The sequence below is a fragment of the Evansella tamaricis genome (genome assembly GCF_019042215.1).
In the GTDB taxonomy this organism is placed as follows: domain Bacteria; phylum Bacillota; class Bacilli; order Bacillales; family Salisediminibacteriaceae; genus Evansella; species Evansella tamaricis.
Genome location: NZ_JAHQCS010000073.1, coordinates 19409 through 32728 on the forward strand (window position 1 = coordinate 19409; position 13320 = coordinate 32728).

Here is a 13320-nt window from a genome sequence, read left to right on the forward strand (position 1 = left end):
ATGGAAAGAATAAGGAAGAGGGTGTCACCAAAAGCCTAGCTTTTGATGACACCCTCTTTTTAAACAAATAGTTACTTACGCCGTTTCCTTTGCTTGGTTTTCATGGCGTCGTTTTCTCATAAATTGTAAAACACCGATTGCTAAGAATAATCCTAGTCCTGCTAGTTCCACTGGTAAGTTATCTGGCATAATAAGCATTATACCAGCACCTAATAAGAGAATTCTTTCAAACCATAGTGGATTGTAAAGGAAATAATTCATTACTGCAGCACTAATAGCTAACATACCCAAGATCGCTGTAATTAAGACTGGCACTAGTGTACCAAAGGTTGCACCCTGTAATAGGAGCACCGGATTATATGCAAATACATATGGGATGATAAATGCAGCAATTGCAAGCTTAAAGGCGTTGACACCGGCCTTCATAGGATTTGCCCTCGCTATACCTGCCCCTGCGTATGCAGCTAAACATACTGGAGGAGTAATATCTGCAACAATTCCAAAATAGAAAACAAAGAAGTGAGCTGCGATAGGTTCTACACCAAATTGAATTAATGCTGGCGCAGCCATTGTTGCCGTAACAACATAGTTAGCAGTAGTAGGTAGCCCCATCCCTAGTAATATACAAGCTATCATTGTAAAGAAGAGTAGAAGGAAGAGACTGTCTCCTGCCATACTTAACAAACCGCCGGCTATTTTAGATCCTAAGCCAGTAAATACAACGACACCTACGATAATCCCAGCACTGGCACAGGCTGCAATAACTGGCAATGCCACACGAGCACCTTGTTGAAGTGCATTTATTATAGCACTTGGACCCATGCGAGTATCTTTTCGGAAAAAACTGACGGCGAATGCTGTTGCTATTCCAGATAGAGCTGCTGTGTTTGCAGTATAACCATCCATTAACATATATACAATTGCCACGAGTGGAAGAAGTAAATCCGCACGTTTTAAAAGTCCTTTTAGTGTAGGAAGCTGATCCTTTGGTAGACCGGTAATCCCGTGACGCTTCGCTTCAAAGTGTGTTCCCATAAAAACACCTGTAAAATAAAGTATTGCAGGAATTATACCAATGATAACAATATCACTGTAGGAAACTCCAGAGACGTATTCTGCCATAATAAACGCAGCAGCTCCCATAATTGGTGGCATAATTTGACCACCTGTAGATGCGGACGCTTCGGCAGCAGCTGCAAATTCTGGTCTGAATTTAGCGCGTTTCATCATTGGAATCGTAAAAGAGCCTGAAGCAACCGTGTTTGCAACAGAACTTCCAGTAACCATTCCTTGAAGGGCAGATGCTGCAACAGCTGCTTTTGCTGTTCCACCTGTATATCTTCCGGTTGCACCGAATGCTAAATCATTGAAATATTGTCCTACTCCAGTTTTTGTCAACATAACTCCAAAAAATAGGAAAAGGAATATAAATGTGGAAGAAATTTGTATAGGAGTACCAAATATCCCCTCAGATGAGAAGAATAATCTTCTGGATAATCTCTCCCAATCAAAACCAGCATGTCCAAAGTAAGGAATATTTGTCCCAAATAATCCATATAAAATAGCAATTACTGCAATTACTACAATTGGAACTCCTACTGCCCTACGGGTAGCTTCTAATAAAAGAAGGATTCCGATTGTTGCTACAGTGATGTCTAAAGGAGTGAATCCAAACCTTAATGCACCTTGGGTAAGCCAATCATACTGGAATAGAATATAATAACATGAACCCATACTTAAAAATGCAAATAAAACATCGTACCATGGAACTCCCTTTCGTTTAATTCCTGTTTTTTTCGCAGGATAGAGAAGGAATATAAGACCTAATCCCGTACCTAAGTGAACGGCGCCCTGTAACAAATACACCAATGGTCCATTTATGGGTAAAGCTCTCCACAAATGAAAGAGAGTAAGGGATATGGCAAGGAATGAAATGACCCAGGCCCATTTTCCAGTGTCCTGTCGGTAGGAAGATTCCTTATCATATTTTGCAAGTAGTTCCTGCTGCTGTTCTTCGGTTAGTGCTTCTTTTTCATTCATACATTCACCACCTAAAATAGTTATTCATAACCGTTATGTAAAAATAAATCGACGAAAAAGTAGGAGGGTATATATAATCCTGCGTTTTCGTCGATATTCTGACTAAACATGTGTCAAAAGAAATTGAAGGTATTACTCTGGAGAAAATAATCGGTGATTAGGGATTAGGTTGGCTTTACCTAATTTTTATTATAGTTTTTCAAACAATCACAAATTAAATATATAAAAATTAAGAATCCAAATGTTATCCCATATTAGCATGAAATAAATACTTCTTTCCTATACAAATATTGATATTAAAGTTCTTACCTCATTAATTTATCGTTTAAAAAAGGCCGGACACTGGTAGAGGTCCGGCCTCGATTTAGTTAAGTTCTAATCTTAAAAGATAAGATTTTAAAAGTTTTAGGACCTTCGGGCAAGTTGTCTAGCTCCACCGCCTACTCGCTGCGGGGCACTTCGGAAGTGACAACCGAAGTCAAAGAGCGAACTTCTAGTTGTAATTCCTCCACTGCCCTACGCTCGTGTACATAGGCGCTTGCGCTTTTCTTGTTAGTCCAGAAGTCCAGCTTCTTTGAAGTATTTCTCTGCACCTGGGTGAAGAGGAAGTCCATCAGAACCAAGTAGTGCGTTTTCTTTCGTTAAATGTGCACCTTGTGCGTGGGAAATCTCACTTCTGTTTTCGAATAGAGCCTTTGTAATGGCATACCCAAGGTCCTCATCAATGACATCAGTAGATCCCACTAAAATGGCATAAGCAGTGATTGCTTGGACGTCTTCCGTTAAGAAGTCATATGAATCAGCAGGTATAGTTAAAGCGCCATATCCACTATTAGCTTCAATATAAGAAAGACCTTCAGGAGTGATAGAGATCATACGGATATCACGTTGAAGTGCTAATTCGTCGATACTACCAGCTGGTAACCCTAAAAGACCAAATGAAGCATCTAAGCTTCCATCTTGAATACGTCCTGCAGCGTCACCAAAGCCTTCTTCAAAAGCATTATAATCATCATCTGAAAGACCATAAGCTTCTAAAATTAATCTTGCAGCAGCTTGTGTTCCACTTCCAGGAGGTCCAATAGCTACATTTTTGCCAGCAAGATCAGCAATTGTTTCAATACCAGAATCAGCAGGAGTTACAATTTGCATAACTTCAGGATAAATATGACCCATAAAGCCGAAGTTATCAATAGATCCCCCTTCAAAATCTCCTTCACCATTCAATGCATCTAGGGCAGGGAGGTGAACAGTCATTCCAAGTTCAAAACCACCTTGTCCAATTTCTGATAAGTTTTCAACGGAAGCACCAGAAGCAACTGCACTTAAGTCAAAATCTTCATATCCTTCAATGTTGTTGTTAATAACCGTAGCCATTTCCCCACCTAATGGGTAATATGTTCCACCTGTACTTCCTGTACCAAGTTGCAAGTTTCCAAGATCTACGCCATCGTCACCACCACAGGCAGCAAGGACTAGTGCCGATGCTATTAAAAGTGCAAACATGGAAAAGATTTTCTTTTTCAAATTCCATTCCCCCTAAAATAGATTCTTTTTTCTATACCAACATTCGTATAAATAATTGTTGGTACCTTAATTAATTTAATCAGAAAATGATATAATTGTCAAAAATTTCTCAATTGGATTAGAAGATTAATAGAATCACAGTTTAAAAATACTTGATAAAATAAAGGTGATGACCTTAATTAGTAGTTTTTTAAAATAAAATCTATTTCAGGAACTTTCCAATTGATATGGTTTGTTAGCATACTAAAGTGCGAAAGGGGACTGTATAAATGTTGTATAAATATAAAAAAAAGCAAGAATGATAGCATTCTTGCTCGAATTTACTCGAATAAATATTTTTCGTTCTCTTCTAATTTTTCCTTCATAAAAGATAAGAGAGTGAAGTTTTTGCACCTTCGGGCTAGTCTAGCTCCATCGCCTACGGGCTCGGATCACTTCAGGCCTTTTCGGAAGCCAAAAAGCGGCTTCTGTCAAAGTCCTTCCAGTGACTTTCGCCCGTGACCTTAGGCGAATGCGCTTTTCTTATTGTCTAGCTCCATCGCCTACTTGCTGCGGGGCACTTCGGAAGTGACAACTGAAGTCAAAGAGCGGAATTCATGTTGTCATTCCTCCAGTGCCCTACGCTCGTGACCAGAGGCGCTTGCGCTTTTCTTGTTAACAAAGGCCATGGATTCCCATCTTCTCGATTTCCAGCGGAACAACATAAGAACCCCACGAATCCATTCATCTAGTATCAATGCGAGCCAGATCCCTACTAACCCTAATCCTAGCATGATACCTGCTCCGTAGGAAACAGTCACACAAACTCCCCACATGGAAATTATTCCAATATATACTGGAAATTTCACATCCCCTGCAGCCCTTAAAGAGTTAATAACTACTAAGTTAAATGCCCTTCCAGGCTCAAGAATGATCGACATAATTATTAAAATGCCACCGAGTTTTATGATCTCAGGGTTGTCAGTAAAAATACCTAAAAGGGTCTCTCTAAATAAAGCAAAAACGAGAGTACCAAAAGTAGATACCGCCATGGCTATCCACAGACTTTTTAAACAGCGGTGATATGCTTCTTTTACCTTTCCCTTTCCTATTAAATAACTAATTAATATTTGTGTTCCTTGACCGATGGCAATGGAAAATAACATTGCAAACATAATAATGTTAAACACATATACTCTTGTGGTTAGGGCTGCCGTTCCCATCGTTGCAATAAATACAGTAACCACCATTTGAGAGGCGTTGTATGATAATTGTTCTCCTGCTGAAGGCACCCCGATTTTTAACAACTGCTGAAGTTCTTCCTTTGGAAATTTTTTGGTTAAATAGGACCAAGGAAGTTCACCGTTTAACCGTTTATACATGTAGATAAATAATACAATAAGTCCCAGTATACGGCTTACTGCTGTACTGATAGCAACTCCGGTTACACCTAGAACTGGCAGACCAAATGCCCCAAATATAAAAATATAGTTTCCGAAAACATTAACGATGTTCATCCCGATGGTTACGTACATAGCGTCTTTCGTAAATCCATGACTTTTAACAATAGCACCAAAAGTCATAATCAACGATTGAACAAAGGAGAATCCACCCACTAGTTGAAGATAAATAAGCGATGGACTTAATAATTCTTCTGGTAAGTTCATAAGTAAAAGTATTTGTTCACCAAAGATAAAGAGAATCGCGCTAAGAATTAATCCAAAGGCGCAATTGGCAATAATGGATACCACTGCAATGTGGCTGGCTTTTTTCCTTTGTTTTGCCCCGAGGTACTGTGCAATTAATATAGTAGTCCCCGTTGCAACGAATCCAAACATTACGATAATAATACTCATTATTTGGTTTGCAACACCAACTGCTGCAACAGCATTATCATCATATTGACTGAGCATTAACGTATCTGCGTTCCCCATTAACATATGGAGGAGGATTTCAATAAAAATTGGCCAAGTTAAAGCATAAAGAGTAAATTTTGCTGCATTCTTTTGTGTCTTGTCGCTCATGCTTATCACTCACATTTCGAATTTTAAAATTGTACATTTTCTTTTCAATTCATTACATAATATTATAAGATAATACTTAAGTATTGAAGGATTAAAATCGATTATAATTGTACAAAAACGACTTAAAGGGTGAATAGCTTGGATACTTTATTATGTAAAATTCCACCTTTACCAATATTTATTAAAGGTGGAATTGCCACTTTCAGGGTTGGGGAAAAACATTTTCAAAGGGTATTTCATATTTTTGACTTAATTTATGTTGTTGAAGGGAAATTATATATGAAAGAAGACGATGTAGAATATGAAATAACTAAGGGAATGTATATTATATTAGCGCCTGGAAAAAAACATGGGGGGTACATGGCATGTGATGTTCCAACTAAGTATTATTGGATCCATTTTGACCTCCCTGGGAAGTACAATCTTATTACAGCGAATGAACTGGATTGGTCCAAGGTTTTAGTTCGGGATAATACCTTTACGGAAGCGGCACAGTTCAAGTTGCATTTACCAAGAATGGGTTCCTTTCATTCGACGGAAAGGGCAGAAGAAGGATTTATAAAGGTTGTATCTTTAGATGATTCCAATGATCCTGCTGATAAAATAAAACAACAACTCTTCTTTAATGATTTATTAATACAATTGCAGCAGGATGTGATCGAGGTTCCTACGAGTGCCCGTACAGTTTCAGATGAGATTATCAATTATATCCATAAACATTACAAAGATCATGAATTTACTGTAAAGAAGATGGCGAAAGAATTATTATATCACCCAGACTATTTGACGAGGTCGTTAAAAAAAGTAATAGGGATGACTCCTGTCCAGTATTTAAATTATTATCGTTTATCCGTTGCCAAAAGAAAGTTAGTAAACGAGCATAAAGATCTTATTACGATAGCAAATGAGTGTGGTTTTTCAGATGTCAGTTATTTTTCAAGGACATTTAAAAAAAGAGAAGGGACGACACCAGGAGAATATAGGAGAATGAGAGGTAGCTATGCCAAACAATCACCCAGTGAAAATAATGTTCTGGAGGGGAAAATGGAATAAATCGAATAGTCAAGGGGAAGTGCAATCGATTGCATCCCCACTGGTGTATTAATTATTTATAATCTTATATATGAAGTATTCAGGAAAATATGGAGCAAATTCATCTATATATATAATGATGCAGATGCTTACTATAATAATGCTTGATCATTTTTTTGTCTGAATTACATGGTTTGTAATTTTTCCAACCGTTAAATCTAGGTAAGGTTTAGGGAATTATTCATCCATTTTAATTATTGGAGAAAAAAGAGGAAGAAAAAACGGAAGAAAAAATAAAAACTATTTAAAAAAATTACAAAAAAAAGGTTGTTTTTCTTGGGCGTAATAGTATAATAAAATTAAATGATGCAAACGATTTCACAGAATTAACTGTGATTTTGTTTTGCGACATTTGTGCAAACGGTTGTCTTTTGTTTCATTTCTCTTTATTACTACCCTTTGATACTATTAAACTAGTAGTAGTTTAATTGATTATCCCTTTTTTAAATGGTTTGAAAGCGATTACTTTTAAGCGTTTTTGATCCGGCAATGAGTTGAGGGTAATTCAAAAGAAAACCGTATTTGTACAAAAAGAATTTAAACTTTTAAGGGGGAAACGAAATGTTTAAGAGTAAGTCGTTGTTATTAAGCCTAATGTTGTTGCTAGTACTTTCCATTGCGTTAGTTGCTTGTAGTAGTGATGAAGAAACAGAAACACCAGCTGATGATCCGGCAGAGGACACAACAGATGATGCTACAGAGGATACGGATGATGGTGATGATGTAGCAGGTGATGTTCCAGAAAAACCGGAAGAATTAACGATGTGGGTTAACGACGAGGATGCACAATTGGACGCTTACGAAGAGATTACTGCCCGTTTTACAGCAGAATATGGCATTGATGTTAATATCATTCCGTATTCCATGTTAGATCAAGTGGATGGTTTATCTCTTGATGGTCCGCAAGGTTTAGGACCGGACTTATTTTTCCAACCCCATGACCGAATGGGAGATATTGTTTTGCAAGGTCTTGCAGCGGAGTTAGAATTAACTGACGATCAACTTGCCCGATTAGGGGACTATAGTGAAGAAGCGGTACAATCTTTTAGTTATGAAGGTGTACAATATGGTATTCCGGCGGTTGTAGAAACTTACGGGCTTTTCCGTAATACAGAGCTAGTACCTGAGGCACCTGAAACCATGGATGAGTTAATGGATATTGCCAGGGAGTTAACAGATGGAGATACTTATGGATTTTTAATGGAAGCAACAAACTTCTATTTCACATATCCATTCTTAACTGGTAAAGGTGGTTACATTTTTGCACAGGATGCAAGTGGTGCTTATGATATAGATGACATTGGTTTATCCAATGCAGGTGCTGTTGAGGCAGCAGAAACTATTCAAGCTTGGTTTGAAGAGGACTTGATGCCAGTAGGCATTGATGGAGACATTATGAATGGTCTATTTACTGAAGGTAAAGTGGGAATGGTAGTTACTGGACCTTGGAACATTGCAGATTACAGTGAACATATCGGAGATAATTTAGCTATTTCAACATTGCCAACATGGGACGGGGAACCGCTGAACTCTTTTTCTGGTAACAAAGGCTGGTTAGTAAACTATTATTCTGATAATTATTATTGGGCTACGGAACTAGCATTATTTATTACAAATGGGGAAAACTCTGAAACGTATTTTGAAATTGCTAGGGAAATTCCAGCACATTCAGCGGTATCCATTGACGATCCATTTATGGCGGCTATTTTTGATCAAGCGCAACTAGCAGAGCCAATGCCAAATGTTCCTGAGATGGGGCAAGTTTGGGATCCAATTGCAGAAGCTTTAGAATTTATTACTCAAGGTGATGATATTCAAGAAGTTTTAGATGAAGCTGTGGAACAAATTCGTGAGCAAATCGCAATGATGCAGCCTTAAAAAATAAGGGGGTTGAGGGGCCACTCTCAATCCCAATTCTTTAAATCAGGAGGACCGCACTTATGGCTACAAATGAAAAACAAAAGACTTTAGTTAATCCTCAACATCAGCCAACTGTAGCTGCATTGCTCTCAATTATTCCAGGACTTGGACAATTATACAATAAGCGCTTTGTGAAAGGTGCATCCTTATTCATTCTCTTTGCGGCTTTTGCAATTGTGATGTTCAATTTTATATCCTCTGGATTAGTTGGATTGGTGACGTTGGGGGAAATTCCTAGAGAACACGATTCCCGTGTCTTCTTAAGTGAAGGAATTTTATCTCTTATTTTTTTGGCATTTTTCTTAACAATCTATTATTTGAATATCATGGATGCTTATAAGGACGCAAAGAGAATTCAATTAGGCTGGACAGTCCCGAACATTCGAGAGGGATTTAAGAATGCATGGGATACGAGCTTCCCATATATTTTAATTTCACCGGGGTTATTTTTACTAATATTTGTTGTAGTATTTCCCCTTCTTTTCATGGTGTTTTTAGCATTTACAAATTATTCCCTTTATAATGCTCCTCCAAGACATCTCCTTTCTTGGGTGGGGTTTGAAAACTTTATCCGATTATTTAGCATACAGGAGTGGAGAACTGCATTTGTCAACGTTTTATCATGGACTTTAATTTGGACATTTGTAGCTACTTCCCTTCAAATCGCGCTGGCACTATTCTTAGCAATTATTGTTAACGATAAACGTATTAAATTTAAAAAACTCATTCGGACGGTCTTTATCTTACCATGGGCAGTTCCAGCATTTGTGACAATCATTATATTCTCTGCCCTTTTTAATGATAATTTCGGTGCTATAAACCTTCAGATCATTGAACCTTTATTTAATACAAGAATTCCATGGTTACAAAATGCTTTCTGGACGAAAGTGGCATTAATTATGATTCAGGTATGGCTTGGTTTTCCATTCGTATTTGCGTTATTTACAGGTGTACTTCAGAGTATCTCTTCCGACTGGTATGAAGCGGCAGACATTGACGGAGCAAACCGATGGCAGAAATTTAAGAACATTACATTCCCGCACGTTATGTTTGCAACGGCACCGTTACTAATCATGCAATATTCATTTAACTTTAACAACTTTAATATCATCTACCTCTTTAACCAAGGGGGACCTGCTGTCCGTGGTCAAACAGCAGGAGGTACAGATATATTAATTTCATGGATATATGGATTAACCTTCGATAACCAGCAATACAATATGGCAGCAGCCATTTCAATCATCTTAGGATTAATGGTGGCGACGTTTGCGTTTTTCCAATTCCGTCGTACCCGTTCCTTTAAAGAGGAGGGGAACTTCTAATGAGTACTGCTGTAAAGAAAAGAAGATTATCGAAAAGACAAAAAAATATATTAGAATTAACTATTTTATACACAATAATAGGCATTATGTTTGTGATTATCTTGTATCCTCTCCTATGGGCATTTGGTTTATCTTTAAACCCTGGAAGAGGTTTATACGGAGCTCAAATGATTCCAGAAAACTGGTCTTTAGTTCACTATGAATGGCTGTTCTTTGATCCGAGAAGCAATTATTTAACATGGTATAAGAACTCGTTGATCGTTGCAGTTGCCACATCTTTTTTTGCAACGTTCATTGTATGCTTAGTGGCTTATGCCTTCTCACGCTATCGATTTAAAGGTAGAAAAAACGGGTTATATGCATTCCTACTATTACAAATGTTCCCTGTTCTTATGGCTATGGTAGCCTTATATATTTTATTAGCTACGGTTAACCTATTGGACAGTTTAATCGGATTAATTATTATTTATGTTGGGGGAGCAATACCCATGAACGCTTTCCTTGTGAAGGGGTATTTTGATACCATCCCAAGGGAATTAGATGAATCAGCCAGGATCGATGGAGCAGGGCACTTCAGGGTATTCTTTACTATTATGCTTCCCTTGGCAAAACCAATATTAGCTGTTGTTGCATTATTTAACTTCATGGCACCTTTTATGGACTTTATACTTCCAAGAATCGTATTGAGAAGTCCAGAGAATTTCACTTTGGCTCTTGGGTTATTTAACTTTGTAAATGATCAATTTGCAAATAACTTTACTCGATTTGCTGCAGGGGCGATTTTAATCGCAGTACCTATTGCGCTCGTCTTCTTATTCTTACAAAGATATCTCATTACTGGTTTAACATCTGGAGCAACGAAGGGTTAAAGTTAGAGGATGGTTTGAGGGAAGTAACTAAAAAAGGAAAAGGTACGGCATGAAGAAGGATTATTAAACCTTTCTCCCCGTATCTTTTTGTTTTAAAATTAACAGCTAAGAAGGTTCAAAAACTATTCAGGAGGATATGAAATGATGCATGATACAAGCTTTGCCATTCACCCAGGAACGAAAAAAGAAATGGCGGGAACCAATTTTAAAGATATTGGAAATCTCCGACAGTTTATACAAAATGGTATGAGATTTAATTTTCAATGTGAGCAGGGATTTGTGTCAGTTCAGTTTTATTCGGAGGAAATTGTCCGCATTATTTGGAAGCAAAATGATTGGCCAGACTTTAAGTCAAGCCCAGCAGTAATTTATCAACCAAATAATATGCAAGTAAAAACAGATGAGAACGATGACTTCATTAAATTAAGTACATCACTCTTAAAGATTCAAATTCAGAAATCCCCATTCCGGATCAGTGTGATGGATGAAGTAGGGGATATTCTAATAGAAGAAAGAGATAAAGGCCTTGGTTTCAACTCAAAAGGTGAGCTAGTATGTTATAAATGCATCCATCCTGATGATCGTATTTATGGTCTGGGAGAAAAGACAGGTTTTCTCGATAAAAGGGGAGAGAGTTATACGATGTGGAATACAGACGTCTATGCTCCACATAATCCGGAAACAGATCCCCTGTATCAGACCATTCCGTTTTTCACCACGTTACGAAATGGAAAGGCGTTTGGAGTCTTTCTTGATAATACAGGAAAAACTTTTTTTAATATGAGGGATAAGGATGGTACTTACGAAATTCGTACGGAAACCGGGCAATTTGATTACTATATATTTGCAGGTCCCACATTAAAGAAAACATTAACACAATATACAACGCTGACAGGTACTATGCCTTTACCACCTAAATGGGCATTAGGATTTCATCAATCCAGATATAGTTATGAGACAGAAGAAGAAGTAAGGGAACTTGCACATAAGTTTTTAGAAAAAGGTATTCCCCTTGATGCCATTTATTTAGATATTCATTACATGAATGGATATCGGGTTTTTACATTTGATGAGGAACGATTCCCTAACCCAAGGAAATTAATAAAAGATTTAAGACAGCAAGGTATTCGAGTAGTTCCTATCGTAGATCCAGGTGTTAAAGAAGACCCTGAATATTCTGTGTACCAAGAGGGGATAAGGGGAGATTTATTCTGTAAGTACTTAGAAGGAAATGTGTACTTTGGAGATGTTTGGCCAGGAAACAGTGCCTTTCCAGACTTCACTGACGAAAAGTCCAGAAGATGGTGGGCGGATAAACATAAATTTTATTCTGATTTAGGCATAGAAGGTATTTGGAATGATATGAATGAGCCTGCTGTTTTTAATGAGACGAAAACAATGGATGTTAAAGTCATTCATGAGAATGAAGGTAATCCTAAAACCCATCGGGAACTCCACAATTTATATGGTTTATTAATGGGTAAAGCTACTTTTGAAGGAATGAAGGAACAATTAGCTGGAAATCGTACTTTTCTTTTAACGAGGGCAGGCTACGCTGGTGTTCAGCGTTATGCTTCCGTTTGGACTGGTGATAATCGAAGCTTTTGGGAGCATTTGCAATTGGCTATTCCCATGTGTATGAATCTAGGTATGTCAGGGGTCGCATTTTGCGGACCGGATGTTGGGGGATTTGCCCATGACACCAATGGTGAACTTCTTGCCCGCTGGACACAGTTTGGAACATTTACACCATATTTTAGGAATCATAGCGCCATAGATACGGCAAGACAAGAACCATGGGAGTTCGGAGAAGAAATTGAACAAATTGTAAAAAGCTATATCCAGCTAAGGTATGTATGGTTACCGGAACTTTATCGTTGGTTTAAAGAAGCCCATGATACTGGTGTTCCTGTCATGCGTCCACTCGTACTGGAGTATCCTGAAGATAAAAATACATTTAACCTTTCTGATCAATTTATGATAGGTGAAAATGTAATTATTGCACCAATTATGACTCCAGAGACAGAGCATCGAGTTGTCTATCTCCCTAAGGGACAGTGGATTGATTATTGGACAGAACAAAGATTTGATGGAGAAAAACATCATCTTATTCAAGCAGATTTAAAGACACTTCCAGTTTTTGTGAAGGAAGATTCTGCTATTGCTCAAGGGTCTGTTAAACAGTCTACAGACGAAAATGAGGTTAACTATCAAGTACATTTGTTTAAAGGAAATAAGGGAGAGACTCAATATACACTATACGAGGATGATGGGAAATCTTATGGATATGAACAGGATGAGTTGTATAATAATGAAATATCATTCGTCTATTCTGAGGATACACTAGATATAACGACTTTAAAAACGGGATTATATAAACCAGTTTGGGACACTTGGTCATTAGTAGTACATGGAAAGTATCAACCCACTAGAATCTATGTGGATGGTAAGGATTTCTCCAGTGCTATTGAATTAAGGGATGGCAAAACCATCTTAGCTATCCCGGTGTAAAAAAAATAAAATTGTTATTTCAGAGAACAAAAGTTA

At 37.7% G+C, this 13320-nt stretch carries 8 protein-coding genes; 5 read left to right on the forward strand and 3 right to left on the reverse strand.

Going from position 1 to position 13320, the window contains the following annotated elements; translation table 11 throughout:
* Window positions 1-75: 75 nt before the first annotated feature.
* The 3 genes from KS419_RS06890 to KS419_RS06900 all read right to left on the reverse strand — a co-directional run bounded on the left by KS419_RS06890 (window position 76) and on the right by KS419_RS06900 (window position 5570).
* Window positions 76-2040, reverse strand: coding sequence for a TRAP transporter permease (locus tag KS419_RS06890; protein ID WP_217065350.1), 1965 nt, complete (start codon window positions 2038-2040; stop codon window positions 76-78).
* 552 nt (window positions 2041-2592) lie between these two features.
* On the reverse strand, window positions 2593-3567 hold the full coding sequence (locus tag KS419_RS06895; protein ID WP_217065351.1) for a TAXI family TRAP transporter solute-binding subunit: 975 nt from the start codon (window positions 3565-3567) through the stop codon (window positions 2593-2595).
* Window positions 3568-4169: 602 nt separating this feature from the next.
* The gene (locus tag KS419_RS06900; protein WP_217065352.1) at window positions 4170-5570 is read right to left on the reverse strand and encodes an MATE family efflux transporter; all 1401 of its coding nucleotides are present in this window, start codon (window positions 5568-5570) and stop codon (window positions 4170-4172) included.
* Window positions 5571-5708: 138 nt separating this feature from the next.
* On the opposite strand from KS419_RS06900, the gene KS419_RS06905 reads away from it, so the two are divergent.
* From KS419_RS06905 to KS419_RS06925, 5 genes are all read left to right on the forward strand, one after another.
* Entirely contained in the window at window positions 5709-6623 is a 915-nt protein-coding gene (locus tag KS419_RS06905) for an AraC family transcriptional regulator (RefSeq protein WP_217065354.1), read from the forward strand.
* A 600-nt stretch (window positions 6624-7223) separates the two neighbouring features.
* On the forward strand, window positions 7224-8540 hold the full coding sequence (locus tag KS419_RS06910) for an extracellular solute-binding protein (protein WP_217065355.1): 1317 nt from the start codon (window positions 7224-7226) through the stop codon (window positions 8538-8540).
* 62 nt (window positions 8541-8602) lie between these two features.
* Complete coding sequence (locus KS419_RS06915; RefSeq protein WP_217065356.1) at window positions 8603-9904, forward strand: sugar ABC transporter permease; 1302 nt, start codon at window positions 8603-8605, stop codon at window positions 9902-9904.
* Window positions 9904-10773 carry a sugar ABC transporter permease gene (locus KS419_RS06920; protein ID WP_217065357.1) on the forward strand — a complete coding sequence of 290 codons (870 nt, stop codon included), beginning with the start codon at window positions 9904-9906 and terminating at the stop codon, window positions 10771-10773. Before KS419_RS06915 ends, KS419_RS06920 begins: the two co-directional genes overlap by 1 nt.
* A gap of 141 nt (window positions 10774-10914) precedes the next feature.
* Complete coding sequence (locus KS419_RS06925; RefSeq protein WP_217065358.1) at window positions 10915-13284, forward strand: glycoside hydrolase family 31 protein; 2370 nt, start codon at window positions 10915-10917, stop codon at window positions 13282-13284.
* Window positions 13285-13320 lie beyond the last annotated feature (36 nt).

What these genes read in the sequence shown, in the direction of transcription:
- KS419_RS06925 (WP_217065358.1), top strand. Translation starts at nt 10,915, where the DNA reads ATGATGCATGATACAAGCTTTGCCATTCACCCAGGAACGAAAAAAGAA.
- KS419_RS06920 (WP_217065357.1), top strand. Translation starts at nt 9,904, where the DNA reads ATGAGTACTGCTGTAAAGAAAAGAAGATTATCGAAAAGACAAAAAAAT.
- KS419_RS06910 (WP_217065355.1), top strand. Translation starts at nt 7,224, where the DNA reads ATGTTTAAGAGTAAGTCGTTGTTATTAAGCCTAATGTTGTTGCTAGTA.
- KS419_RS06890 (WP_217065350.1), bottom strand. Translation starts at nt 2,040, where the DNA reads ATGAATGAAAAAGAAGCACTAACCGAAGAACAGCAGCAGGAACTACTT.
- KS419_RS06915 (WP_217065356.1), top strand. Translation starts at nt 8,603, where the DNA reads ATGGCTACAAATGAAAAACAAAAGACTTTAGTTAATCCTCAACATCAG.
- KS419_RS06900 (WP_217065352.1), bottom strand. Translation starts at nt 5,570, where the DNA reads ATGAGCGACAAGACACAAAAGAATGCAGCAAAATTTACTCTTTATGCT.